The 25,554-nt window shown below is 68.7% G+C and carries 19 protein-coding genes; 10 read left to right on the top strand and 9 right to left on the bottom strand.

The genetic code is table 11. From position 1 onward, the window contains the following. The first annotated feature begins 23 nt into the window (after positions 1-23). Genes ACXYX3_RS11845 through treZ form a run of 4 tightly spaced genes read left to right on the top strand, consistent with a single transcriptional unit; the run spans position 24 to position 8,344 of the window. Positions 24-2,201 (top strand): acyltransferase family protein, encoded by a 2,178-nt coding sequence (locus ACXYX3_RS11845; protein WP_458611802.1) that lies wholly within the window; start codon positions 24-26, stop codon positions 2,199-2,201. Next, the gene (gene glgX, locus ACXYX3_RS11840) at positions 2,183-4,324 is read left to right on the top strand and encodes a glycogen debranching protein GlgX (RefSeq protein WP_458611801.1); all 2,142 of its coding nucleotides are present in this window, start codon (positions 2,183-2,185) and stop codon (positions 4,322-4,324) included. The genes ACXYX3_RS11845 and glgX overlap by 19 nt, the downstream gene beginning before the upstream one ends. Further along, on the top strand, positions 4,324-6,618 hold the full coding sequence (gene treY, locus ACXYX3_RS11835; RefSeq protein WP_458611800.1) for a malto-oligosyltrehalose synthase: 2,295 nt from the start codon (positions 4,324-4,326) through the stop codon (positions 6,616-6,618). The genes glgX and treY overlap by 1 nt, the downstream gene beginning before the upstream one ends. Beyond that, entirely contained in the window at positions 6,611-8,344 is a 1,734-nt protein-coding gene (gene treZ / locus ACXYX3_RS11830) for a malto-oligosyltrehalose trehalohydrolase (protein ID WP_458611799.1), read from the top strand. The genes treY and treZ overlap by 8 nt, the downstream gene beginning before the upstream one ends. Here the strand turns inward: treZ and ilvA are convergent. Further along, positions 8,332-9,624, bottom strand: a complete 1,293-nt coding sequence (gene ilvA, locus ACXYX3_RS11825; protein WP_241203864.1) for a threonine ammonia-lyase IlvA — start codon at positions 9,622-9,624, stop codon at positions 8,332-8,334. The genes treZ and ilvA overlap by 13 nt on opposite strands. A 173-nt stretch (positions 9,625-9,797) precedes the next feature. On the opposite strand from ilvA, the gene ACXYX3_RS11820 reads away from it, so the two are divergent. The 3 genes from ACXYX3_RS11820 to ACXYX3_RS11810 are packed head-to-tail and all read left to right on the top strand — an operon-like array spanning position 9,798 to position 11,825. Beyond that, the gene (locus ACXYX3_RS11820; RefSeq protein WP_458611798.1) at positions 9,798-10,436 is read left to right on the top strand and encodes an HD domain-containing protein; all 639 of its coding nucleotides are present in this window, start codon (positions 9,798-9,800) and stop codon (positions 10,434-10,436) included. Positions 10,437-10,485: 49 nt separating this feature from the next. Continuing rightward, positions 10,486-11,403, top strand: a complete 918-nt coding sequence (locus ACXYX3_RS11815; RefSeq protein ID WP_458612058.1) for an NADP-dependent oxidoreductase — start codon at positions 10,486-10,488, stop codon at positions 11,401-11,403. 29 nt (positions 11,404-11,432) lie between these two features. Further along, positions 11,433-11,825 carry a cupin domain-containing protein gene (locus ACXYX3_RS11810; RefSeq protein ID WP_458611797.1) on the top strand — a complete coding sequence of 131 codons (393 nt, stop codon included), beginning with the start codon at positions 11,433-11,435 and terminating at the stop codon, positions 11,823-11,825. On the opposite strand, the gene ACXYX3_RS11805 is transcribed toward ACXYX3_RS11810, so the two are convergent. Then, positions 11,800-12,780, bottom strand: a complete 981-nt coding sequence (locus ACXYX3_RS11805) for a GlxA family transcriptional regulator (protein WP_458611796.1) — start codon at positions 12,778-12,780, stop codon at positions 11,800-11,802. The two genes, ACXYX3_RS11810 and ACXYX3_RS11805, sit on opposite strands and share 26 nt — an antisense overlap. Positions 12,781-12,859: 79 nt before the next feature. Here ACXYX3_RS11805 and ACXYX3_RS11800 point away from each other — a divergent pair, with 79 nt between their 5' ends. Further along, positions 12,860-13,090 carry a hypothetical protein gene (locus tag ACXYX3_RS11800; RefSeq protein WP_458611795.1) on the top strand — a complete coding sequence of 77 codons (231 nt, stop codon included), beginning with the start codon at positions 12,860-12,862 and terminating at the stop codon, positions 13,088-13,090. A gap of 19 nt (positions 13,091-13,109) precedes the next feature. Here the strand turns inward: ACXYX3_RS11800 and dnaE are convergent, their stop codons facing one another. The 5 genes from dnaE to lspA form a co-directional block, all read right to left on the bottom strand. Next, entirely contained in the window at positions 13,110-16,646 is a 3,537-nt protein-coding gene (gene dnaE, locus ACXYX3_RS11795) for a DNA polymerase III subunit alpha (RefSeq protein WP_458611794.1), read from the bottom strand. 92 nt (positions 16,647-16,738) lie between these two features. Then, positions 16,739-17,362, bottom strand: coding sequence for a TetR/AcrR family transcriptional regulator (locus tag ACXYX3_RS11790; protein WP_458611793.1), 624 nt, complete (start codon positions 17,360-17,362; stop codon positions 16,739-16,741). Between the two features lie 52 nt (positions 17,363-17,414). Further along, positions 17,415-18,305: an EamA family transporter RarD gene (gene rarD, locus ACXYX3_RS11785; RefSeq protein ID WP_241203679.1), complete on the bottom strand. Its 891-nt coding sequence runs from the start codon at positions 18,303-18,305 to the stop codon at positions 17,415-17,417. After that, a complete protein-coding gene (locus tag ACXYX3_RS11780) occupies positions 18,302-19,231 on the bottom strand; it encodes an RluA family pseudouridine synthase (RefSeq protein WP_458611792.1) in 930 nt (309 codons plus the stop codon). Before ACXYX3_RS11780 ends, rarD begins: the two co-directional genes overlap by 4 nt. Continuing rightward, on the bottom strand, positions 19,228-19,824 hold the full coding sequence (gene lspA / locus ACXYX3_RS11775; RefSeq protein ID WP_374238318.1) for a signal peptidase II: 597 nt from the start codon (positions 19,822-19,824) through the stop codon (positions 19,228-19,230). Before lspA ends, ACXYX3_RS11780 begins: the two co-directional genes overlap by 4 nt. 33 nt (positions 19,825-19,857) lie before the next feature. Between lspA and ACXYX3_RS11770 the strand changes: the two genes are divergently transcribed. Then, complete coding sequence (locus ACXYX3_RS11770) at positions 19,858-20,742, top strand: asparaginase (protein WP_458611791.1); 885 nt, start codon at positions 19,858-19,860, stop codon at positions 20,740-20,742. On the opposite strand, the gene ACXYX3_RS11765 is transcribed toward ACXYX3_RS11770, so the two are convergent. After that, the gene (locus tag ACXYX3_RS11765; RefSeq protein WP_458611790.1) at positions 20,707-22,095 is read right to left on the bottom strand and encodes a DNA polymerase IV; all 1,389 of its coding nucleotides are present in this window, start codon (positions 22,093-22,095) and stop codon (positions 20,707-20,709) included. The two genes, ACXYX3_RS11770 and ACXYX3_RS11765, sit on opposite strands and share 36 nt — an antisense overlap. A 32-nt stretch (positions 22,096-22,127) precedes the next feature. Here ACXYX3_RS11765 and ACXYX3_RS11760 point away from each other — a divergent pair, with 32 nt between their 5' ends. Beyond that, positions 22,128-22,334: an RNA-binding S4 domain-containing protein gene (locus tag ACXYX3_RS11760; protein ID WP_241203684.1), complete on the top strand. Its 207-nt coding sequence runs from the start codon at positions 22,128-22,130 to the stop codon at positions 22,332-22,334. Between the two features lie 3 nt (positions 22,335-22,337). Here ACXYX3_RS11760 and ileS read toward each other — a convergent pair whose 3' ends face one another. Next, entirely contained in the window at positions 22,338-25,454 is a 3,117-nt protein-coding gene (gene ileS, locus ACXYX3_RS11755; RefSeq protein ID WP_458611789.1) for an isoleucine--tRNA ligase, read from the bottom strand. Between the last annotated feature and the right edge of the window lie 100 nt (positions 25,455-25,554).

The raw sequence follows: 25,554 nt of genomic DNA, 5'->3' as shown, positions 1-25,554 counted from the left end.
CTTCGGTAGATTAGCCGTCGATCATGAAGACCCTCTCCTCCGCCCGGCCCGCTGTGACGGCTCCGGTGACCCAGATGGGGACGCGGAGCTCCGGGTTCTATCGCCACGACCTCGACGGGCTGCGCGGTGTCGCGATCGCGTTGGTCGCGGTGTTCCACGTGTGGTTCGGGCGGGTTTCCGGCGGCGTCGACGTGTTCCTGGTGCTGTCCGGATTCTTCTTCGGCGGCCGGCTGCTGCGCGGCGTGCTCAGCCCCGGGCCGATCCCGCGCCCGGTGCCCGAGATCACCCGGCTGATCCGGCGGCTGCTGCCCGCACTCGTCGTGGTCCTCGCGGCCTCGGCGGTGCTGACGATCCTGATCCAGCCCGAGACCCGCTGGGAGACCTTCGCCGATCAGAGCCTGGCGAGCCTGGGTTACTACCAGAACTGGGAACTGGCGGCGACCGCGTCGAACTACCTGCGCGCAGGCGAGGCGGTCAGCCCGCTACAGCACATCTGGTCGATGTCGGTGCAGGGCCAGTTCTACATCGCGTTCCTCGCGCTGATCCTCGGCTCGGCCCTGCTGTTCCGGCGCGTGTTCCGACGATCACAGGGCCGGCACATGCGGGCCGCGTTCGTCGTGCTGCTGAGCGTCTGCGCGATCGCATCGTTCGTCTACGCGATCATCGCGCACGACGCCGACCAGTCCACCGCGTACTACAACAGCTTCGCCAGAGCCTGGGAGCTGTTGCTCGGCGCCCTCGTCGGAGCCGTCGTGCCGTCGCTGCGCTGCCCGATGTGGTTGCGCACCCTGGCCGCAGTGGTGGGGCTCGGCACGATCCTGGCATGCGGGGCGCTGATCGACGGGGTGAAGGAATTCCCCGGCCCGTGGACGCTGGCGCCGGTGGGCGCCGCCCTACTGTTCATCCTTTCGGCCGCCAACCGCTACGCCGACCCGCACACCGACGGCCGCATCCCCGCGCCGAACCGCCTGCTGGCCAGCGCCCCGTTCGTCGCGCTCGGCGCCATGGCCTACTCGCTGTACCTGTGGCACTGGCCGCTGCTGATCTTCTACCTCGCCTACACCGGACGCCCGTCGGTGAACGTCGTCGAGGGTGCCGGCGTGCTGCTGGTGTCGGGTGTGCTGGCCTGGCTGACCACGCGGTATGTGGAGGAGCCACTGCGCAGCGGGCGGAGCCAGCCCGCGCGGCCCAAAGCGCCGCGGTTGCCGCTGCGCACCCGGTTACGGCGCCCGACGATCGTGCTGGGCTCGACCGTCGCCCTGCTGGGCGTCGCCCTGACCGCGACCTCGTTCACCTGGCGCGAGCACGTCACCGTGCTGCGGGCCAACGGTCAGGAGCTCCTGGGGCTGTCCCCGCGCGACTACCCCGGCGCGCGCGCACTGATCAACCACGTCCGCGTACCCAAGCTGCCGTTCCGCCCCACGGCACTCGAAGCCAAGAACGACGTCCCCGAATCCACCACCGACGGCTGCATCAGCGACTTCGACAACGTCGACGTCATCAACTGCACCTACGGCGACAAAGCCGCCACCCGCACCATCGCGCTCGCCGGCGGCTCCCATGCCGAACACTGGATCACCGCCCTCGACCAGCTCGGCAGGACGCACCACTTCAAGGTCGTCACCTACCTGAAGATGGGTTGCCCGCTGACGACCGAGAAGGTCCCGCTGGTGATGGGCAACAACGACCCCTACCCCAAGTGCCACCAGTGGAACCAGCGGGTGATGGCCAAGCTGATCGCCGACAAACCCGACTTCGTGTTCACCACCTCCACGCGGCCGTGGAACATCAAACCCGGCGACGTCATGCCGTCCAACTACCTCGGCATCTGGAAAGAATTGTCCGACAACGACATTCCGATTCTCGGCATGCGCGACACACCCTGGATGGTGCGCGACGGCGAACCGTTCTTCCCGTCGGACTGTCTCGCCGACGGAGGTGATGCCATCTCCTGCGGAATCAAGCGATCCGAAGTACTGTCGGACCATAACCCGACGCTGGACTACCTCGCCCGGTTCCCGTTGCTCAAGCCGCTCGACATGAGCGATGCGGTGTGCCGTCCGGATTACTGCCGAGCCGTGGAGGGGAACGTGCTGATCTACCACGACGCTCATCACATCTCGGCGACCTACATGCGCACCATGACCGGCGAACTGGGCCGGCAGCTGGGCGCCGCGACCGGATGGTGGCCCGTCGGATGACCACCGTCTGGCCCGGCGCGCCCTATCCCCTGGGTGCCACCTACGACGGCGGAGGCACGAACTTCTCGCTGTTCTCCGAGGTCGCCGAGCGGGTCGAGCTGTGCCTGATCGCCAAGGACGGCACCGAGACGCGGGTCGAGCTCGACGAGGTCGACAGCTACGTCTGGCACGCCTACCTGCCCGGGGTCAATCCGGGGCAGCGCTACGGGTTCCGCGTGCACGGTCCCTGGGACCCCGCCTCCGGCCACCGCTGCGATGCCAGCAAGTTGCTGCTCGACCCGTACGGCAAGGCGTTCCACGGCGATTTCGCGTTCTCTCAGGCGCTCTATTCCTACGACCTCGACGCCGACGACCTGGCCGGCGGCGGTGTACCGCCGCGCGTCGACTCGCTGGGCCACACGATGACCAGCGTCGTGATCAACCCGTTCTTCCACTGGGGCTCCGATCGAGCTCCGCGCACCCCGTACCACGAGACCGTGATCTACGAGGCGCACGTCAAGGGCATGACGCAGCAGCATCCGGGCATCCCCGAGGAGCTGCGCGGCACCTACGCCGGGTTGGGCCACCCCGCGATCATCGACCACCTCAGGTCGCTCAACGTGACCGCGATCGAACTGATGCCCGTCCACCAGTTCATGCACGACCACCGGCTGCTCGACCTCGGATTGCGAAACTACTGGGGCTACAACACGTTCGGCTTCTTCGCCCCGCATCACCAATACGCCGCCGCCACCCACGCCGGCGGTGCCGTCTCCGAATTCAAGACGATGGTGCGGTCCTTCCACGAGGCGGGTATCGAGGTCATCCTGGACGTGGTCTACAACCACACCGCCGAAGGCAATCACCTCGGGCCCACCGTCAACTTCCGCGGGATCGACAACGCCGCCTACTACCGACTGCTCGACGAAGACCGCAGGTATTACAAGGACTTCACCGGCACCGGCAACAGCCTCAACGCCCGCCACCCCCACACGCTGCAGCTGATCATGGACTCACTGCGCTACTGGGTCCTCGAAATGCACGTCGACGGCTTCCGCTTCGACCTGGCCGCGACGCTGGCGCGCGAGTTCTACGACGTCGATCGGCTCTCGGCGTTCTTCGACCTCGTCCAACAGGATCCGGTGGTCAGCCAGGTGAAGCTGATCGCCGAGCCGTGGGACATCGGCGAAGGCGGTTACCAGGTCGGTAATTTCCCAGGTTTGTGGACGGAATGGAACGGGAAGTATCGCGACACTGTGCGCGACTACTGGCGGGGCGAGCCCGCAACCCTTGGTGAATTTGCGTCCCGGCTGACCGGGTCGTCCGACCTCTACGAGGCAACCGGCCGTCGGCCGAGTGCCAGCATCAACTTCGTCACCTGCCATGACGGGTTCACCCTGAACGACCTGGTCTCCTACAACGAGAAGCACAACGAGGCCAACGGCGAGGACAACCGGGACGGTGAGAGCCACAACCGGTCGTGGAACTGCGGTGTCGAAGGACCCACCGACGACCCCGAGATCGTCGCGCTGCGGGGCCAGCAGATGCGCAACATCATGGGCACGCTGATGCTCTCCCAGGGCACCCCGATGATCGCCCACGGCGACGAGATCGGCCGCACCCAGAAGGGCAACAACAACGTCTACTGCCAGGACTCCGAGCTGTCGTGGATGGACTGGTCGCTGTGTGAGACGAACGCCGATCTGCTCGAATTCACCCGCAAGGTGATCAGATTCCGCGCCGAGCACCCCGTGTTCCGCCGGCGCCGTTTCTTCGAGGGCAAACCGATCCGCACCGGAGACCAGGTTCGCGACATCGCCTGGCTCACCCCGTCGGGAAAGGAGATGGACTACGCCGACTGGGAGACCGGCCTGGGCCAGTGCGTGGCGGTCTTCCTCAACGGTGAGGCGATTCCCGCGCCCGGCGCACGCGGTGAGCGGATCATCGACGACTCCTTCCTGCTGTGCTTCAACGCCCATGGTGAGGAGCAGGACTTCGTTGCGCCTCAAGACGATTACGCCAAGGAGTGGGTGGCCGACCTGGACACCGCCGACCCTCGCGGTGCCGCCGGGGTGACGGTGGCTGCCGGCGAGAAGATCACGCTCGCGCCCCGGTCCCTGCTCGTGTTGCGTAAGACCGCCTGATGGCCGTCCTGTCCACCTACCGCCTGCAGATGCGCGGCGCGGCCAGCGGTGAGGCCTTCACGTTCGCCGACGCCGAGAAGCTGGTCGACTACCTGGCCGAACTCGGGGTGTCGCACCTGTATCTCTCCCCGATCCTGACCGCCGCGGAAGGCTCGACGCACGGCTACGACGTCACCGATCCGACCACGATCTCCGCCGAACTCGGCGGTGCAGAAGGGTTTTCCCGCCTGGTGTCGACCGCCCGCGCGGCGGGCCTCGGTGTGATCGTCGACATCGTGCCCAACCACGTCGGCGTCGACGTGCCCCGGCAGAACGCCTGGTGGTGGGACCTGCTCACCCACGGCCGCGAGTCGTCGTACGCGTCGTACTTCGACATCGACTGGACGTTGGATCCCGACGGCAGAATCGTGCTCCCGGTGCTCGGCTCCGACGACGACGTTGCGAACCTGACCGTGGACGGCGACACGTTGCGGCTCGGTGATCTGGTGTATCCCATCGCCCCGGGGACGGCCGACGACGGCGCCTCCGGTGCGCAGGTGCACGACCGGCAGCACTACAAGCTGATCGGCTGGCGCCACGGCATCTGCGGATACCGCCGGTTCTTCTCCATCACTTCGCTGGCCGGGCTGCGACAGGAAGACCGCGCGGTGTTCGACGCCACGCACGTCGAGGTGAAACGCTGGTTCGACGAGGGCCTGGTCGACGGTATCCGGATCGACCACCCGGACGGATTGTCCGATCCCACAGGCTATCTGGGCTGGCTGCGGGAACTCGCGGGACCGCAGGCGTGGATCGTGATCGAGAAGATCCTCGCCGTCGACGAGCCGCTGGACCCGAGCCTGCCCGTCGCAGGCACCACCGGCTACGACGCGCTGCGCGAGGCGGGCGGCGTCTTCGTCGACCCCACCGGTGAGCCGTCGCTGACCGAGCTGGTCTCCTCGGCCGGTCTGGACTACGCCGGCATGGCCGACGAGGCGCGCCGACTCAAGGTCGACGCCGTGACCGTCACGCTCGCCAGCGAACTGGCGCGGCTGCGCCGAGCCGTCGTGGCCAGCACCGGACGTGACCACGAGCTGCTGCCCGAGGCGATCGCCGAACTGCTCAGCCACATCGGGGTGTACCGCTCCGACTACCTGACCCTGTCGCTGGTACTGCCGGCCGCGCTCGCCGAGACCACGGCGGCGCGCCCTGATCTGGCGGAACCGTTGACGCTGCTGACCGCAGCGGTGACGCCCGGTTCGGAAGTCGGTGTGCGGCTGCAGCAGCTGTGCGGCGCGGCGACCGCGAAGTCGATGGAGGACTGCCTGTTCTACCGCGACGCCCGGCTCGTCTCGCTCAACGAGGTCGGCGGAGAGCCCGAGCATTTCGGGGTCAGTGCCGCGGAGTTCCACGCCCGGGCGCAGGCACGCGCGGCACTGTGGCCGTCGGCGATGACCACGCTGTCCACCCATGACACCAAGCGCGGCGAGGACGTCCGGGCCCGGATCGGTGTGCTCTCGCAGGTGCCCTCGCTGTGGACGGAGATGGTGCAGGGCTGGGAGCGCTCCACGCCCTCCCCCGATCGTTTGACCGGACTCTTCCTGTGGCAGAACATCTTCGGTGTCTGGCCGGTCGATGGAACCGTGACGGACGAGCTGCGGGAGCGGCTGCACGCCTACACCGAGAAGGCCATCCGCGAGGCGGCGCTGCACACGACGTGGAACGATCCCGACACCGAGTTCGAGACCGCGGTGCACAGCTGGCTCGACAGCGTGCTGGACGGGCCCGTCGCCACCGAACTGACCGCGCTGGTGAAGCGGCTGGACCAGCACGCGCGCGGAGATGCGTTGGGCCAGAAGCTCATCGCCCTCACCGGCCCCGCGGTGCCCGATGTGTACCAGGGCACCGAGCTGTGGGAAGACAGCCTGGTCGATCCCGACAACCGGCGCGCCATCGACTACCCGGCGCGGCGCGCCGCGTTGAGCGACGGCGGCCACCCGAAGATGCGGGTGGTCACCGAGGCGCTGCGGTTGCGTAGGGAACGCCCCGAGACGTTCCTGGCCGGCGGCTACCGCCCGGTGCCCGCCGACGGCACCCGCGCCGAGCACCTGGTCGCGTTCGGCCGGGGCCAGGACGTCGTGGTGGCCGTCAGCAGATGGACCACGCGGCTCACCGAATGGGGGGACACGACAGTGACACTCGCCGAGGGAACGTGGACCGACCGGCTGAGCGGTCGTACGCATTCCGGCACCGTGCCGGCCGCCGAGTTGTTCGGTGACCTCCCGGTCGCACTGTTGGTGCGCGCCGATGCCTGAGCACGAGTTCGCAGTGTGGGCGCCGCGGCCCGACCGGGTGCGCCTCGACCTCGAGGGCACGCTGCACCCGATGGAGCGCAGCGACGACGGATGGTGGCGGGCGAGGGTGGAGGCCGCACCGGATGCGCGCTACGGATTCGTCCTCGACGACAACCCGAAGGTGCTGCCCGATCCCCGATCGCCGCGTCAGCCCGAAGGCGTGCACGAACGCTCGCAGCTGTGGGAACCCGCAGCCGACGCGTGGTCCGACAGCGAGTGGGCCGGGCGGTCGATCGAAGGTGCGGTGATCTACGAGCTGCACATCGGCACCTTCACCCCGGCCGGCACCCTGGACGCCGCGATCGACAAGCTGGACTACCTCGTCGACCTCGGCGTGGACTTCGTGGAAGTCATGCCGGTCAACGCCTTTGGCGGCACCCACGGCTGGGGCTATGACGGCGTCCTCTGGTACGCCGTGCACGAACCGTACGGCGGCCCCGATGCCCTGATTCGCTTCGTCGACGCCTGCCACCGGCGCGGGCTCGGTGTGCTCATCGACGCGGTGTTCAACCACCTGGGCCCCTCGGGCAACTATCTGCCCGAGTTCGGCCCGTACCTCTCCTCGGGCTCCAACCCGTGGGGCGAGTCGATCAACATCGGTGACGCGGGTGCTGATCAGGTGCGCCGCTACATCCTCGACTGTGCGCTGCGCTGGATGCGTGACTTCCATGCCGACGGTCTGCGCCTCGATGCCGTGCACGCATTGGTCGACACCACCGCGATCCACATCCTCGAAGAGATGTCGGCCGAAACCGATTCTCTGGCAGTCGATCTGGGCAGGCCGCTGTCGTTGATCGCCGAGAGCGACCTCAACGACCCGCGTCTGATCACCCCGCGCGACCAGGGCGGGCTGGGCATGACCGCGCAGTGGGACGACGACATCCATCACGCGATCCACACCGCCGTCTCCGGTGAGCGGCAGGGCTACTACGGCGACTTCGGCACTTTGGAGACGCTCGCGCAGACGCTGCGACACGGCTACTTCCACGCCGGCACGTTCTCATCGTTCCGGCAACGCCGCCACGGCAGACCGCTGGACACGGCCACGATCCCGGCGACCCGCCTGCTCGCCTACACGCTCACCCACGACCAGGTGGGCAACCGGGCCATCGGTGACCGCCCGTCGCAGAACCTGACCACCGGTCAGCTGGCCGTCAAGGCGGCGCTCGCACTGGGTTCCCCCTACACCGCGATGCTGTTCATGGGTGAGGAGTGGGCGTCGTCGTCACCGTTCCAGTTCTTCAGCAGCCACCCCGAGCCTGATCTGGCGCGGGCGACCGCCGAGGGGCGCAAGAAGGAGTTCGCCGACCACGGATGGGACGCCGACGAGATCCCCGATCCGCAGGATCCGGCGACGTTCGAGCGGTCCAAGCTGAAATGGGACGAGGTCGACGAGGGTGACCACGGCCGGCTGCGGGCGTTCTATCAGAGCCTGATCGCGCTGCGCAGATCCGAACCCGATCTGGCCGATCCGTGGCTCGACCATCTCCGCATCGACTACGACGAGGATGCGCGCTGGTTCGTGATGCACCGGGGTGCCTTCGCCGTGGTCTGCACCCTCGGGGACAGCGACGTTGACGTGCCGGTCACCGGTGACGCGGTGCTCACGTTCGGCGACGCGGAGGTCGGCACGGACGCCACCCGCATGGGTGGGCACGCCGTCGCGGTGCTGCGTCAGGTCAGGTAGCGGTACGTCGGCGAACCAGGCTCGAGCAGCTCAACATGGCACTCCGAGGTGTTCATCCGCGACAGCAACCCCTCGAGGTCGGACGCTGAGCCCATCTCGATGCCGACCAGCGCTTCGCCGGTCTCCCGGTTGTTGCGCTTGACGTACTCGAACAACGTGATGTCGTCGTTGGGGCCCAGTACCTCGTCGAGGAAACGGCGCAGCGCGCCCGGCTCCTGCGGGAAGTCGACCAGGAAGTAGTGCTTGAGCCCCAGATGCACCAGCGACCGCTCGAGCACCTCGCCGTAGCGGGACACATCGTTGTTGCCGCCCGAGATCAGGCACACCACCGTCGCGCCCGGCTCGATATCGGCCTCCACAAGCGCGGCCACCGACAGCGCACCCGCGGGCTCGGCGATGATGCCCTCGTTCTGGTACAGATCGAGCATCGCGGTGCACACCGCACCCTCGTCGACCGTGGTGATCGACACCATGTCGCCCGCAGCAGAGAGCGCGGCGAACGGGAGCGTGCCGACCCGGGCCACCGCGGCGCCGTCGACGAACTGATCGACGTCGGTCAACGTCACCGGCTCCCCGGTGGCCAGCGCGGCCACCAGCGCCGCCGCACCGGCCGGCTCGACGCCCAGCACCGACGTCGTCGCCGTGCGCTCGGCCAGATACGTGGTCACGCCGCTGATGCAGCCACCGCCACCGACCGGCACGATCATCAGGTCTGGCTCCGTACCCAACTGCTCGAGGATCTCGACCGCGATCGTGCCCTGCCCGGCCATCGTGCGCAGATCGTCGTAGGGCGGCACCAGCGTCGCCCCGGTTCGGGCGACGTCGTCGCGGGCGGCCTCGGCGGCCAGGTCATAGGTCTTGCCGCCGACGATGAGCTCGATGAACTCCCCGCCGTGATAGCGGATGCGGTTGCGCTTCTGCTTCGGTGTCTTGGCCGGCACGTACACCCGGCCGTGCACGCCCATCGACCGGCAGGCCAGCGCGAACCCCTGCGCGTGGTTGCCCGCCGACGAACACACCACGCCGGCAGCCTTCTCCTCCGCGCTCAGCTGCATCAGCAGGTTGTAGGCGCCGCGCAGCTTGTACGAGCGCACGGCCTGCAGATCCTCGCGCTTCAGGTACACCTGCGCGCCGGTCAGCGCCGAGAGCCGGTCGCTGTACTGCAGCGGGGTCTTCGACACCACACCCGAAATTCGCTGAGCGGCCTCGTCGATGTCGGCGGCGCGCAGCGGCGCGCCGGCCAAATCGAATCGTGGGCTCTGGCTCAGCTCGGTGGACACGCCGACCATGGTGCCACCGGATGCTCCTGCAGCGGAAATGCCGGACTTCGACACACCCGATGCCATGTCCACATCCGAGGGATTCACGGCCCGAAGAGGGCGGCGCAGCGGCACCGGTGAGAACGAGCATGGAGGGCACAGAAGCCGACGCACTGACGAGAAAGGTACCCACCATGGACGTCCTCACTACCGAACTGAGCGTTCCGGACACCCCCGCCGTGGCTCAGGCGACCCGTCTGGTCCGCGACATGGCCGGCCCCTTGATCTACCACCACTCCCGCCGTGTCTACTTCTTCGGCCAGATGCACGCCCGGCTGCAAGGACTGCACCCCGATCCCGAGCTGCTCTACCTGGCCGCGCTGTTCCACGACACCGGGCTCGCAACCCCGTACTCCGCGAAGGAGCAGCGCTTCGAGGTCGACGGCGCCGACCACGCCCGCGCGTTCCTGCTCGACCACGGCTTCACCTCCGCCCAGGCCGACACGGTGTGGACGGCGATCGCCCTGCACACCACCCCCGGAATCCCGGACCGCATGGGAGCCGAGATCGCCGCCACCCACCTCGGCGTACTCACCGACGTCATCGGGGCCGGGCTCGACCGCCTCGACCCCGCTCAGGTCGACCTCGTGCTCGCCCAACACCCGCGCGGCGACTTCAAGAACGCATTCCTGCGCGCCTACTTCGACGGCATCAAGAACCGGCCCGAGACAACCAACGGCACCGTGAACTCCGATGTGCTGGAACACTTTCAGCCCGACTTCCGGCGCGTCACGATGGTCGACCGCGTGCTGGGCGCCGGCTGGCCGAGCTGATGAAGGGCCCGAGATGCACACTGTGATGCACACTGAGATGCACGCCGAGATGCACGCGCTGACAGCCGAGGGCCGGCACAACGGCCTGACACTGACCACCGCTCCCTACCCGCACGCCGCGGAGAACGACGTCGTGGTGGCTGTCCACGCCGCTGGGTTCACACCCGGCGAGCTGGAGTGGCCGACGACGTGGACCGACCGGGCCGGCCGGAACCGCGCACCATCCGTACCCGGCCACGAAGTGTCCGGTGTGGTCGTCGAATTGGGTTACGGCACAACGGGTCTGTCCGTCGGACAGCGGGTGTTCGGGCTCACCGACTGGGCCCGTAACGGCACCCTGGCCGAGTACGTGGCCGTCGAGGCACGCAATCTCGCCCCGCTGCCCGCGGACATCGAGCACACCGTGGCCGCGGCACTGCCCGTCTCCGGGCTCACCGCCTGGCAGGCGCTGTTCGTCCACGGCCGGATCGAGCCCGGTCGGACCGTGCTGGTGCACGGGGCCGCGGGCGGCGTCGGATCGATCGCCGTTCAACTCGCGCGCGAGGCCGGTGCCCGCGTGATCGGCACCGGCCGCACCCGCGACCGCGATGTCGTGTCCGGGTTGGGCGCCGACGTGTTCGCCGCTCTCGACGACGACCCATGGGACACACTCGGTCCGGTCGACATGGTGCTCGACGTCTTCGGCGGGGACATCGCCCTGCGATCCGGGGCCTCGCTGCGCCCCGGTGGCTCGCTGGTGTCGATCGCCGAACCGGTGCGCGCGGCACCCGACGGTGTCCGGACGGTGTTCTTCGTCGTCGAACCCGACCGGACCCAGCTCGCCGAGATCGTCCAGCGGGTGCGGTCGGGACGGCTGCGGCCACTCGTCGGTGAGATCCGGCCGCTGGCTGAGGCTGCCGACGCGTTCAGCGCACCCCGGCGGGTTCCGGGCAAGACGATCATCACGGTGAGCGGAGAGCGGTCATGAGGCGGCCGGGCGCAGTGACGGTGACCGTCATGACCGCGGCAGCGCTGGTCGCCGGTTGCTCCCCCGCCGCCCACGCTGACGTCCCCCGCGAGACGGTCTTGCCGCTGTTCTCCGCGCCGCTGCCGGACATTCCGGGCGAGACGCTCACGTCGATGCTGGTGAGCTTCCCCGCGAAGGCGCGCGCTGCGCCGCACCGCCACGGCGACGCGTTCGTCTACGCCTATGTTCTCGACGGGTCGGTGCGCAGCCAGCTCGACGGGCAGCCACCGCAGGTCTTCCACCGCGGCGAGAACTGGTCCGAACCGCCGGGCGCGCACCACGTGCTGACCGAGAACGTCAGTGCCACCGAGGAAGCGAGGCTGCTCGTGGTCTTCGTCGCGCCCACCGGGGCTGCGCTCAAGAGCGACGATCCCGGCCACTGACGCGCTGCGCGGTGCTGAACCGGCGCCGATAGGCGGTGGGGCTCAACCCCAGCTCCCGAGCGAAGACGCGGCGCATGCTCTCGTAGCTTCCGAAGCCGGCGCCCGTCGCCGCCTCGGTCGCGGTGTGGCCCCGATCGAGCAGCGCCCTGGCCAGGTCGAAGCGGACGCTTTCGACGTAGCGCGCCGGCGTGGTGGCCAGTTCCTCCCGGAACAGCCGCGTGAGGTGACGTGAGCTGACGTGCAGGTACTCGGCGAGCGCGTGCAGCGAATGGTCGCCGGACGGGTCCGCGGTGACCCGGTCGGTGATCGTCCGCACATCGGGTGACTGCGGGGGTGGCACCTGAAGCGGCGCGGAGAACTGCGACTGGCCGCCCGAGCGCTGCAAGTAGACAACCAGGAGCCGGGCCACCTGGCGGGTGAGATCTGCCCCGTGGTCCTCCTCCACCAGCGCCAGCGCGAGATCTATGCCCGCCGTCACCCCTGCAGAGGTGTAGACGCGACCGTCGCGCACGTAGATGGCGTCGGGCTCCACCCGGCACGTCGGGCACTGCGCAGCCAGCTGGTGGGCGACCTTCCAGTGTGTGGTCGCCCGCTTGCCGTCGAGCAGACCCGCGGCGGCCAGGAGAAAGGCCCCGGTACAGATCGACACGATCCGACGCGCGCCCGCGGCCGGCCGAGCCGCCGCAACGACCAGGTCGGCGGGTACGCGGGTGCTCGGATAGAGGTCGGAGCCGGGCACCACGTAGATATCGGGTTCGGCGATGTCGGCGACGGCCGCGTCGACGGCCACCCTCACGCCCTGGTTGGACGTCACGTCAGTGCCGTGGGGTGACACCAACGTCAGTGCATACGGAGCGCCGAGACGGGTCGCCTCGGTGAAGACCTCGCCCGGTCCGGCGACGTCGAGGAGACTCACGCCGTCGTACACCAGGATCGCGACGGAGCGCACGACCATCGCCCGATTATCTGCTGAACGGACGCCACATCACAGTTTCGGCTAGCCGAAACCTCATCTACGGGCTATCGTGGACCACATGACCACCGCGCAGGAATTCGGCGATGCCGTGAGCCGGCCCGCCGGCACGGTCTCGATCGCCGGCGTGCTGTGGCCCACCTACAAGGTGGTGGCGTTGGTCGTCGGTCTGATCGTCTTCGCCGCCGTGGCCGTGGTGACGTCGACAGCCGCTGCGGCGGTGCTCAGCGGCGCGGGCGCGGCAACCGTGGTGTGGCTCACCGCGGGTCTGCTGGGCTCTTCCGAGAGCTGACCGCCCCGGCCCGGCGCGTTCACCCGCCGAGGCAACCCGGCCCTAGCAACTCCTTGAGGTCTCCCATCAGCGCCGACGACGGCGTCACGCGAAGGGATTGATCCAGTTCCAGCGTGGTGATGCGCTCCCCGCTGATCAGGCGCAGATGCACCTGAGCGGTTCCGGGATGCCGCGCCAGCACCTGCTTGAGCGCACTGACCTTGTCGACCGTGCACTGCCGCGTCGGAAGGCTCACCGCGACCGGCCGGTTGACCTGCGCGCTGGAGAAGTCGGGGACGATCAGCTCGTTGGCGATCAGCGAGATCCGGTCGTCGCGCTTGGCCACCTTGGCGCCGATCAGCACCACCACGTCATCGGCAATCTCGGCGCCGAACATCGAGTACGTCTGCGGGAAGAACAGCACCTCGATACCGCCGGAGAGGTCCTCGATCTGTGCCGACGCCCAGGGCAGGCCGTTCTTGTTCACCCGCCGGTTGACCGAGGCCAGGATGCCGCCGACGCGGACCTGGGTGTCGTTGGCGATATCGCCTTCCAGAATCGCCGGGATCTGGGTGTCGACCTGCGCGGCCAACAGGTGCGCGATCCCGTTGAGCGGATGCCCGGACACGTAGAGGCCCAGCATCTCGCGCTCCAGTGCGAGCTTGTGCTTGTCCTCCCACTCATCGTCGGGCACCTTGATCGTGAACACCGATTCCGTCTCGGAATCACCGCCCCCGAAGAGGTCGAACTGCCCCATCGCCTCGGCCTTCTTGGTGCCGAGCACCGAGTCGACCGCGTCGGTGTGCACGAGGAACAAACCCTTGCGCGGATGCCCCAGCGAGTCGAAGGCCCCGGCCTTGATCAGCGACTCCGTCACCTTCTTGTTGCAGGCGGTGATGTCGATCTTGTTGAGGTAGTCCGAGAAGTCGGCGTACTTGCCCTTCTCGGCACGCGTATTGACAAGGGAAGCAACCACATTGGCGCCCACGTTGCGCACCGCACCGAGCCCGAAGCGGATGTCGTCGCCCACCGAGGCGAAATTCTGCACCGACTCGTTGACGTCCGGCGGCAGCACCGTGATGCCGAGGCGCCGGCAGTCGGCCAGGTACACCGCGGCCTTGTCCTTGTCGTCGCCGACCGAGGTGAGCAGACCGGCCATGTACTCGGCGGGATAGTTCGCCTTCAGGTAGGCCGTCCAATAAGACACCAGCCCGTACCCGGCGGCGTGCGATTTGTTGAACGCGTATCCGGCGAACGGAAGGATGGTGTCCCACAACGCTTTCACCGCGGCGGCGGAGAATCCGTTGGCCGTCATGCCCTCCAGGAAGCCCTTGTACTCGGCTTCGAGGACCTCGAGCTTCTTCTTGCCCATGGCCTTGCGCAGCGCATCGGCCTTGCCCATCGAGTAGCCGGCGACCTTCTGCGCGATGAACATGATCTGCTCTTGGTAGACGATCAGACCGTAGGTCTCGGCCAGGATCTCCTTGAGCGGTTCCTCGAGTTCGGGGTGGATGGGCTTGATCGCCTGGCGCCCGTTCTTGCGGTCGGCGTAGTCGTTGTGGGCGTTCATGCCCATCGGGCCGGGCCGGTACAGCGCCAACACGGCGACGATGTCGTTGAACTCCGTGGGCTGCATGCGACGCAGCAGGTCGCGCATCGGCCCGCCGTCGAGCTGGAACACCCCGAGCGTGTCACCGCGCCCCAGTAGTTCGTAAGCCTTCGGGTCGTCGAGAGCGAGCGATTCGAGGTCGACGTCCTCGCCGCGGTTGGCCTTGATGTTGTCGATGCAGTCGCCGATGATCGTCAGGTTGCGCAGCCCGAGGAAGTCCATCTTCAGCAGGCCGATGGCCTCACACGACGGGTAATCCCAGCCGGTGATGACCGCACCGTCCTGCGGACGCTTCCACAGTGGGATGGCCTCCATCAGCGGCTCGGAGCTCATGATCACCGCGCAGGCATGGACGCCGGCGTTGCGGACGAGGCCCTCGAGCCCCCGCGCGGTCTCGTAGATCGTCCGGACGTCGGGGTCGGTGTCGATCAGCGCGCGGACTTCGGCGGCTTCCTTGTACCGCTCGTGAGTCGGATCGGTGATGCCGGACACCGGGATGTCCTTGGCCATGATGGGCGGCGGCAGCGCCTTGGTGATCCGGTCGGCGATTGCGAAACCGGGCTGACCGTAGTGCACCCGCGCCGAATCCTTCAGCGCAGCTTTGGTCTTGATCGTGCCGAACGTGATGACCTGGGCAACCCGGTCGCTTCCCCACTTGTTCGCCGCGTAGCGCAGCATCTCGCCGCGCCGACGGTCGTCGAAGTCGATGTCGATGTCGGGGGCCGACGGACGCTCGGGGTTGAGGAACCGTTCGAACAGCAGGCCGTGCGGAATGGGGTCGATGTTGGTGATGCCCATCGCGTAGGCCACCAGCGAACCCGCGGCCGAACCGCGGCCCGGGCCGACGCGGATGCCCACGGAGCGGGCGTAGTTGATCAGGTCGGCGACGATGAGGAAGTACGCCGGGAAGCCCTTGTCGCAGATGACCTTGATCTCGTACTCGGCACGGTCGAGGTACTCCTGCGGAACGGGCGCGCCGTGGAACCGTCGCTCCGCCAGTCCGGTCATGACCTCATGGGTGAGCCAGGACCCTTGGTCGTGGCCGTCGGGCACCGGGAACACCGGCATCCGGTCCTTGGGTGCCCAGACGTCGGTGTAGGGCTGGACGCGTTCGGCGATGAGCAGCGTCGAGTCGCAGGCGCCCGGCACCTGGTCGTCCCAGAGCGCCCGCATCTCGGCGGCCGACTTCAGGTAGTAACCGTCCCCGTCGAACTTGAACCGGTTCGGATCCGAGAGGGTCTTGCCGGTCTGGATGCACAGCAGCGCCTCGTGGTTCTGCGAGGCGTCCCGGGTGACGTAGTGGCAGTCATTGGTGGCCAGGGGACGGATGTCGAGCTTCCTGCCGATCTCCAGCAGGCCCTCGCGGACGCGGCGCTCGATGTCGAGGCCGTGGTCCATCAGCTCGAGGAAGAAGTTCTCGGGACCGAAGATCTCCCGCCACTTGGCCGCCGCCTCGAGCGCTTCTTTCTGATGCCCCAGCCGCAGCCGGGTCTGCACCTCCCCCGACGGACAGCCGGTGGTGGCGATGATGCCCTCGGCGTGTTCGGCGATGATCTCGGCATCCATCCGGGACCACTTGCCGAGCTGGCCCTCGAACGACGCCAGCGATGACAGCTTGAACAGGTTGCGCAGCCCCGTCGCGTTCTCCGCGACCATCGTCATGTGCGTGTAGGAACCGCTGCCCGAGACGTCGTCGGATTTCTGGCTCGGATCGCCCCACAGCACGCGCTTGGTGTCGAAACGGGAGGCCGGCGCGATGTAGGCCTCGATACCGATGATCGGCGTGATGCCGGCATCGGTCGCCGCGTTGTAGAACTCGCTGGCGCCGAACATGTTTCCGTGGTCGGTCATGCCGATCGCGGGCATCTCGAGACGCTGGGCCTCGGCGAGCATCGGCTTGACCTTCGCGGCGCCGTCCAGCATCGAGTACTCGGTGTGGTTGTGGAGATGCACGAATGACCCGCTCATAGGCAGGCCAGTCTATGGCCGCGCACCGACACCGTCGGGCGTGTCGCCGGGCGTGTTCCCGTGCGTGTCTCGAGGAGGTCTCGAAGGGTGCGTCAGCGCCCGCCAGACTGCGCCGTCAGCAATTGGTCATCAAAGGCATTCAACAGTTGCCTGGCAACCATTGGACCCTTTCCGTCGCGGGCCACGAATCCCGCGTGGAACGCGATCCCCCAGAACACCGACGCGAGCAGATCGGCAAGCCCGCGGGCGCCGTCGTCCGACACGGCAGCAGCAAGCGAGTCGTAGAACCCGTGAATCGCCGCGATCACCGACTCGGCGGTCGGGCTGCGGTGCACGCCTCGACGCTGCTCGACCTGCACTGTCACCAGGAAACGCAGCGCGCCGGGGTCCTCCCCGCAGAGGCGCACGACCTCTTCGGTGAACGCGACGAGTTGCCCGCGGGGATCCGACCGCTGCCGAGCGTGCGCGATACAGGCCGTGATCTGCGCGTGCAGGGCCTGGACCAGCGTCTCGTAGACCTGGTCGCGGGTCTGGAAGTAGTAGTGGAGCGTGGGTCTGCTGACCCCGGCTCGCACCGCGATCTGCTGGAACGTCGCCGCGGGATAACCACACTCGGTGATGACGTCCCGCGCGGCCCGCACAATGGTCTGCCGGGTCCGCTCGGAATCCGCACCCACGGGGCGGCCGCGGCCCCTCGTGCTGGTCGCGGAGTCCACGAGCAAACGTTAGGACATTGCTGCCAGCGGGTCAATCAGTAAACCGGCAAAACTAGGCGGCACACGGATCCTGGACCCGGCGTTCGGCGCGGGCGCGCCGCACCGCGTCGAGGGTGAACACCGCGAGCGCCACCCAGATCAACGCGAAGCCCAACCAGCGTGCCGGCGGCATCGGTTCGTGGCCGACGAGCACCCCCCAGGACAGCTGCATCGCCGGTGTCAGATAGAACAACAGCCCCAGCGTCACCATCGGCAGCCGTTGGGCGGCGGCGGCGAACAGCAGCAACGGCAGCGCCGTCAGCAGACCCGAGAGCACCAGCAGCAACGCGTGCGGCGCTCCGTGATCGCCGAACGTCGCATGACCGGACAGGGTCAGCACGACCACGTACGCCAGCGCGAACGGCGTCGCCAGCCCGGCTTCCACCCCCACGCTGACGCGGGGATCGGTCGGCACCAGCTTCTTCACCGCGCCGTAGAGGCCGAACGACAGCGCCAGCCCCAGCCCGATCAGCGGCGGCGAACCGACCTCGACGGTCAACACCACGACCGCGACCACCGCGATCGTCAGCGCCCCGATCTGCCAGCGGTTCAGCCGTTCCCGGAAGATGAGCATCCCCAGCGCGATGGACACCAGTGGGTTGATGAAGTACCCGAGTGCGGCGTCGACGACGTGTCCGTTGTTGACCGCGTAGACATAGATCAGCCAGTTCATCGAGATCAGCGCGGCCGCGGCGGTCAGCAGCAGCCACACCCGTCCGGTGATCCGCCGGAGATCGCCGAGGCGGCGCACGACGGCGACCACCACCACCATCAGCAGGAAGCTCCAGATGATGCGGTGCGCCAGCACCTCCACCGCGCCGGCCGGCTTGAGCAGCGGAAAGAACGCGGGGAACAGTCCCCACATGCCGTAGGCGCCGGCGCCGAACAGCAGGCCCGATCTCACCGTCCGGGACCGCGCAAGACGTCCAGGGCGTGCTGCAGATCGGCGGGGTACGGGCTGGTGATCTCGATCTGCCTGCCGTCGGCGGGATGGGCGAACGCCAGCGAGCGGGCGTGCAGCCACTGCCGGGTCAGCCCCAGGCGGGCAGCCAGCGTCGGATCCGCGCCGTAGGTCAGGTCCCCGCAGCAGGGGTGGTGCAGCGCGGCGAAATGCACGCGGATCTGGTGGGTACGGCCGGTCTCGAGGTGGATGTCGAGCAGGCTGGCGGCCTGGTGGGCTTCGAGCGTGTCGTAGTGGGTGACGCTGTTGCGGCCGCCCTCGACCACCGCGAACTTCCAGTCGTGACCGCGGTGACGCCCGATCGGCGCGTCGATCGTGCCGCTGGACGGATCGGGGTGGCCCTGCACCAGCGCGTGGTAGCGCTTGTCGACCGTGCGCTGCTTGAAGGCCCGCTTGAGCACCGTATAGGCACGTTCGGACAGCGCCACCACCATCACACCGGACGTGCCGACGTCGAGCCGGTGCACGATGCCCTGTCGTTCATGGATGCCCGAGGTGCTGATCCGGAATCCGGCGGCGGCCAGTCCCCCGAGCACCGTCGGGCCGTGCCAGCCGACGGTCGCGTGTGCGGCCACCCCCGGGGGTTTGTCGACGGCGACGATGTCGTCGTCGGAGTACAGGATGGCCATGCCCTCGATGTCCTCGGGCACGTTCTCGACCGGCGGCGGCGCCTCGGGCAGCCGCACCTCGAGCCATGCGCCCGCGATGAGCTTGTCGGACTTGCCCGCCGGCGCCCCGTCGAGTTCCACCCCGCCCTCTTCGGCCAGCGTCGCGGCCGCCGTCCGGGACAGCCCCAGCAGCCGCGCGAGACCCGCGTCGACCCGCATGCCCGCGAGGCCCTCGGGCACCGGCATGGACCGTGTGGTCATTGCTCGGTGTCGCCGGCGCGGCGCCGGCCGGGCCTGTCGAAGTCGAACCCGAACAGCGAGAGGGCCACCAGCAGGATCGCCCCGCCCACCACCGACGGGTCCGCGACGTTGAAGACGGGCCACCATCCGATCGACAGGAAGTCGACGACGTGGCCGCGCAGCGGGCCGGGCGAGCGGAAGAACCGGTCCACGAGATTGCCCATCGCGCCGCCCAGGATCATGCCCAGCCCGAGCGCCCACCACGGCGAGACGAGCCGGCGCCCCATCCAGATGATGCCCACCACCACGCCGATGGCCACCAAGGTCAGCACCCAGGTGTAACCGGTCGCCATCGAGAACGCCGCCCCGGAGTTGCGGACCAGCGTCCACGTCACGGTGTCGCCGATGATGGAGACGGGCTGTCCGGGGGTCAGCAGTTCGACCGCGAGGATCTTGGTGACGATGTCGACCACCAGCACCACGGCGGCGACCCCCAGGAGCAGGCGCAGCCGCCGGCGCGGGGTCTCGGCCCCGGAATCGGCTGCCGGCGGGTCCGCGGCATCGCCGGTCGCCGGTTCGGCCGGGCTGGAGGATTCGTCAGTCACGCCGTCCATCATCGCAAAGCGGCGATGGGGAAGAATCCAGCCATGGCCCGCCTCGTCGTGATCGCCACCGGCGGCACCATCTCCACCAGTGCCGATGCCGACGGCGTCAAGCGTCCCACCCGGTCGGGTGCCGAGCTGACCGCCGGTCTCGACGTCGAGGTCGTCGAAGCCTTGCGCACCGACAGCTCCCAGCTGGTGCCCGCCGACTGGGACGTCATCGCCGCCGCCGTGCACGAGGCGGCCGAGAGTGCCGACGGGATCGTCGTCACCCACGGCACCGACTCCCTCGAGGAGACCGCGCTCTGGCTGGCGCTCACATACTCGGGAGCGGTGCCGGTGGTGCTGACCGGTGCGCAGCGCAGCGCGGATGCCCCGGACGCCGACGGCCCGGCCAATCTGCGCCACGCGCTCGCCGTGGCGGCCGATCCGACGATGTGCGGCAATGTGGTGGTGGCGTTCGCCGGTGAGGTTTTCGCAGCGCTCGGGCTCACCAAGGTGAGTACGGACAGCGACCAGAGCTTCGCGGGGCGCACGCCCGGAGGACGCCCGCACCTCGGTGCGCTGCGTGCGGCCGACGCACCGCGGGTCGACATCGTCGCCGCGTATCCCGGCGCGGACAGCGCCGCGCTGGACGCCTGCGCAGCGGCCGGGGCCCGCGGTGTCGTGGTCGAGGCGATGGGCGCCGGCAACGTGGGCACCGCGCTGATCGAGGGGGTGCGGCGGCACTGCGCGGCCGGCGTCGCGGTGGTGGTGTCGACGCGGGTGCCCGGCGGCCGGGTCACCGCCGGCTACGGCCCCGGCCATGACCTGGTGACCGCGGGTGCGGTGCTGGTGCCCACGGTGCGGCCGCCGCAGGCACGCGTGCTGCTGATGGCGGCGCTGGCCGCCGGCTCACCGGTCGACGATGTCTTCGCCCGCTGGGGTTGACTCCGCGCCGAGCTGATCGACGAACTCCGGCCAATCCAGGCTGTCGACGGGATTGGCCCGTGACAGCGCAGGGTCGTCGCCGGAGAACGTGCGGGCGATGCCGGGGCCGTGTGCCCGGGTCTCGAACCGCACCGTCAGCACGCCGTGCCCGGCGCCCTGCACCCAGCCGTGCCCGTACCCGGTATGGGCCACGTCGTCGCCGATCCGCCAGGCCGGTGCGGTCGCCGCGACGTCGGTCACCGTGTCCGGCACCCCCGCGTCGGAGGTCTGGGACGCGGCGATGAGCCCGGGATCGGCGAACAACGGCTCCTGCCGCACCTCGGTCAGCCCCGAGAACCCCACGCCGACAAGACGAACCGGGCCGATCTCCACCGGGTCGAGCAGCAGCTTGCGCGCGGTGCCGATGAGCGTCGCCGCCTCGGTGGTCGCGTACGGCAACGTGGCCGACCGGGTCAGCGTGCTCATGTCCGAGCGCTTGAGCTTGACCGTGATGGTGCGCGCCCCGCGGCCGTCCTTCTCCAGCCGGCGGTGCGCGTGATCGCCGATCGGCCCGATCGCCTCGCGCAGCTGCGCCAGCGTGATCAGGTCCTCGGCGAACGTCGACTCGGCGCTGATCTGCTTGGCCGGGGCGTTCTCGGCGACCGGCCGGTCGTCGACACCGCGGGCCAGCCGGTGCAGTGCCGGTCCGACCGTGGCGCCCAGGACGTCGGCCACCTCCGCTTCGGTGAGCGCGGCCAGCGCGCCGATCGTCTCGATGCCGAGCCGGTGCAGCCTGTCCTCGGCCACCGGGCCGATCCCCCACAGCCGCCGGACGGGCAGACCGGCCAGCAGCGGCACCTCCTCGTCACGGTCGACCACCCGCACGCCGTCGGGCTTGGCCAGGCCCGACGCGATCTTGGCGATCTGCTTGCCCGACCCGGCTCCCACCGAGGCCACCAGGCCGGTCGCCTCCCGCACGTCGGCCCGTAACCGCTCGCAGAACGCCTCGACCTCGCCGGCACTCGCACCCGCCAGCTCGACCGGTTCCTCGAAGGCTTCGTCGTAGGAAAGCTGTTCGAGCACCGGCACTCTCGCCCGCACCGTGTCGAAGACCCGGCGGCTGGCCAGCCCGTAGACCACGCCGCGGGGCGGCAGTACCACCGCGCCGGCGCCCACCAGACGACGTGCCTGGTGCATCGGCATCGCCGACCGCGCCCCGAACCGGCGTGCCTCGTAGCTGGCCCCAGCCACCACGCCCCGGCCACCCAGACCGCCGACGAGCACCGGCCTGCCACGCAGCGTGGGCCGCGTCAGCTGCTCCACCGACGCGAAGAACGCGTCCATGTCCAGGTGCAGGACCCATCGCGCGCCCACACCGCTGACTGTAGGCGGCTAGCGTGGGCGGCGTGCACGACGTACCGATCCGCGACGAGACGATCCGCCTCGGCCAGTTCCTGAAGCTGGCGAACCTGATCGACAGCGGCGCCGACGCCAAGGGCGTGATCTCCGACGGACTGGTCGCCGTCAACGACGTCGTCGAGACGCGGCGCGGCCGTCAACTCAGGGCCGGGGACGTCGTCAGCTTCGGCGGACAGAGCGCGCGGGTCGGCTGACCGTCAGACCTTCTGGAGGCTGACCCGGACCCCGTCACCGATCTCGGCACCGTCGACGGGCTCGCCGAACGAGAAGTCCGTCGCGAGGATCTCCCCCGCGATCAGCCCGGCGTGCGCATGCGCCCACGGCTGTTTGTCGGCGGGTACGGACATCACGACCCGGATGCGATCGGAGACGTCGAGTCCCGAGGTCTTTCGCAACTCCTGCAGCTCACGGACGCGGTCCTTGGCCCAGCCTTCGGCCTCCAGTTCCGGGGTCAGCGTGCCGTCGAGCACCACCAGACCGGCACCGTCGGGCAGCGCCGCGGTCCACTGCGGATCGGCCGCGACCAGCCGGGACGTGAATTCCTCGGGCAGCAGCACCGCGGGTCCGGCGGTCAAGGTGCCATCGGCGTTGAGCACGCCCTCCCCCGCCTTGACCGCCTTGATCGCGGCCTGCACGTCCTTGCCGATCCGCGGGCCGGCCGCACGGGCGTTGACGGCCAGCTCGAACCGGCCGTGCGCGGCGATGTCGTCGGTCAGCTCGACCGCCTTGACGTTGAGCTCGTCGGCCAGCAACTCTCGATACGCCGTCAACCGATTCGGATCATCAACGGCAACAACGAGTTTCGGTAGAGGTAGGCGCACCCGCAGCTTCTTGGCCTTACGTAGCGACGAGCCCACCGAGGCCACCTCGCGCACCAGGTCCATGTCGGCGACCAGCTGGGGATCGGCGGGCAGGGTGTCGGGTTCCGGCCAGTCGGTCAAATGCACCGATCGTTCGCCGGTGAGGTCGCGCCAGATCCGCTCGGTGGCCAGGGGCAGCAGCGGCGCGGCGAGCCGGCACGTCACCTCCAGCACGGTGTGCAGGGTGTCGATGGCGTCGCGGTCCTCCTCCCAGAACCGCGAACGCGACCGCCGCACATACCAGTTCGTCAGCGCCTCGGTGAACTGGCGGAGCTGGTCGCAGGCCATCGAGATGTCGCAGACGTCCATCGACTCCGTCAGCTCGTCACGCAGCACCGCGAGCTTGGCCAGGATGTAGCGGTCCAGCACATGGGTGGAGTCGGTGCGCCAGGTCCCTTTCTGCGGGGCGTAGAGCGCAAGGAAGGAGTACGCGTTCCACAGCGGGAGGAGCACCTGCCGCACGCCTTCGCGGATGCCCTGCTCGGTGACCACCAGGTTGCCGCCGCGCAGGATCGGCGATGCCATCAGGAACCAGCGCATCGCATCGGAGCCGTCCCGGTCGAACACCTCGGTGACATCGGGATAGTTGCGCAGCGACTTGCTCATCTTCTGCCCGTCGTTGCCCAGCACGATGCCGTGGCTCACGCACGTGCGGAACGCCGGGCGGTCGAACAGGGCGGTGGCCAGCACGTGCAGCGTGTAGAACCAGCCGCGGGTCTGACCGATGTACTCGACGATGAAGTCGCCGGGGAAGTGCGACTCGAACCACTGCTGGTTCTCGAACGGATAGTGCACCTGCCCGTAGGGCATCGAGCCCGAGTCGAACCACACGTCGAAGACGTCCTCGATGCGCCGCATCGTCGAACGGCCGGTCGGATCGTCGGGATTGGGCCGGGTCAGCTCGTCGATGTAGGGCCGGTGCAGGTTGTCCGGGCGTACCCCGAAGTCACGTTCGAGTTCGTCGAGGCTGCCGTAGACGTCGACTCGAGGATAGGCCGGGTCGTCGGACTTCCAGACCGGAATCGGACTGCCCCAGTAGCGATTTCGAGAGATGGACCAGTCGCGGGCGCCGGCCAACCACTTGCCGAACTGCCCGTCCTTGACGTGCTCGGGATACCAGGTGATCTCCTGGTTGAGCTCGACCATCCGATCCCGGATTTCGGTGACCTTGATGAACCACGACGACACCGCGCGGTAGATCAGCGGATTGCGGCACCGCCAGCAGTGCGGATAGGAGTGCTCATAGGTGTCGTGACGCAGCAGCACCGCCCCGTTGGCAGCCGCCGGGCCGGTGCCGTTCTTCAGGTCGCGGATGATGTGCGGGTTCGCCTCGAAGACGTGCTGACCCTGGTAGTCGGGCACGGTCGCGTCGAAGCGGCCCCGCGCGTCGACGGGGGTGACGGCCTCGATCCCGCCGGCCGACGCGGTCGTCATGTCGTCCTCGCCGTAGGCCGGTGACATGTGCACCAGGCCGGTGCCGTCCTCGGTGCTGACGAAATCGGCGGGCAATACGCGAAAGGCATTGGGCGAGGTCATGAAATACGGGAACGGCGGGGCGTAGGTGACCTCGAGAAGGTCGCGACCGGCGTAGGTGGCGACCACCGTGGGCTCCTCGCCCAGCTCCCGCGCGTAGGAGCCGAGCCGGGCTTCGGCGATCACGTAGCGCCGTCCGTCCTGCTCGACGACGACGTAGGTCACGTCGGGGTTGACCGCCACGGCCTGGTTCGACGGCAGGGTCCACGGCGTGGTGGTCCAGATCAGCAGATGGGCGCCGATCAGGTCCGGCTGGGGACCCCCGGTGATGCGGAAGCCGACGGTCAGCGCCGGGTCCTGCCGGCTCTGGTAGACGTCGTCGTCCATTCGCAGCTCGTGGCTCGACAGCGGGGTCTCGTCATTCCAGCAGTACGGCAGTACCCGGTAGCCCTCGTAGGCCAGCCCCTTGTCCCACAGCTGCTTGAACGCCCACAGCACGGACTCCATGAACCCCAGATCCAGGGTCTTGTAGTCGTTGTCGAAGTCGACCCAGCGGGCCTGGCGGGTGACATAGCTGCGCCACTCGTCGGTGTACTTCAGCACGGACGCGCGGCAGGCGTCGTTGAACTTCTCGATGCCGAGTTCCTCGATCTGCGCCTTGCTGGTGATGCCCAGCTGACGCTGCACCTCCAGTTCGGCGGGCAGGCCGTGGGTGTCCCAGCCGAACCGCCGCTCGACCTTGTAGCCGCGCATCGTCCGATAGCGCGGCACGATGTCCTTGACGTAGCCGGTGAGCAGATGACCGTAGTGCGGCAGACCGTTGGCGAAGGGCGGCCCGTCGTAGAACACGTACTCCGGCGCATCGTCGCGCTGGGCGATGCTCGCACGGAACGTGTCGTCACGGTCCCAGTAGTCGAGGACGCCGAGTTCCAGGCTCGGGAAGTCGGGCGATCCACTCGCCGGCTTGGGGTACGCACTCACCGTCTGTCTCCTGTGCCACTTCCAGGCACGGGGACGACGTCGCGCGGTGCGCGAGCGCCGCGGTACCACCCCGCTTGCGCACCTGCGGTGCGCCGCTCGT

It is taken from the genome of Mycobacterium sp. Panama NTM2, from assembly GCF_054355555.1.
The sequence above is the reverse complement of the archived record's forward strand: the minus strand, read 5'-3'. Positions and strand labels throughout refer to the sequence as shown.

Bases quoted from the DNA above. Each gene is read 5' to 3' on its own strand.
- ACXYX3_RS11820 (WP_458611798.1), top strand. From the start codon at position 9,798: ATGGACGTCCTCACTACCGAACTGAGCGTTCCGGACACCCCCGCCGTG.
- ACXYX3_RS11800 (WP_458611795.1), top strand. From the start codon at position 12,860: ATGACCACCGCGCAGGAATTCGGCGATGCCGTGAGCCGGCCCGCCGGC.
- treY (WP_458611800.1), top strand. From the start codon at position 4,324: ATGGCCGTCCTGTCCACCTACCGCCTGCAGATGCGCGGCGCGGCCAGC.
- ACXYX3_RS11770 (WP_458611791.1), top strand. From the start codon at position 19,858: ATGGCCCGCCTCGTCGTGATCGCCACCGGCGGCACCATCTCCACCAGT.
- lspA (WP_374238318.1), bottom strand. From the start codon at position 19,824: ATGGACGGCGTGACTGACGAATCCTCCAGCCCGGCCGAACCGGCGACC.
- ACXYX3_RS11845 (WP_458611802.1), top strand. From the start codon at position 24: ATGAAGACCCTCTCCTCCGCCCGGCCCGCTGTGACGGCTCCGGTGACC.
- glgX (WP_458611801.1), top strand. From the start codon at position 2,183: ATGGTGGCCCGTCGGATGACCACCGTCTGGCCCGGCGCGCCCTATCCC.
- treZ (WP_458611799.1), top strand. From the start codon at position 6,611: ATGCCTGAGCACGAGTTCGCAGTGTGGGCGCCGCGGCCCGACCGGGTG.
- dnaE (WP_458611794.1), bottom strand. From the start codon at position 16,646: ATGAGCGGGTCATTCGTGCATCTCCACAACCACACCGAGTACTCGATG.
- ACXYX3_RS11815 (WP_458612058.1), top strand. From the start codon at position 10,486: ATGCACGCGCTGACAGCCGAGGGCCGGCACAACGGCCTGACACTGACC.
- ACXYX3_RS11810 (WP_458611797.1), top strand. From the start codon at position 11,433: ATGACCGCGGCAGCGCTGGTCGCCGGTTGCTCCCCCGCCGCCCACGCT.
- ACXYX3_RS11780 (WP_458611792.1), bottom strand. From the start codon at position 19,231: ATGACCACACGGTCCATGCCGGTGCCCGAGGGCCTCGCGGGCATGCGG.
- ACXYX3_RS11805 (WP_458611796.1), bottom strand. From the start codon at position 12,780: ATGGTCGTGCGCTCCGTCGCGATCCTGGTGTACGACGGCGTGAGTCTC.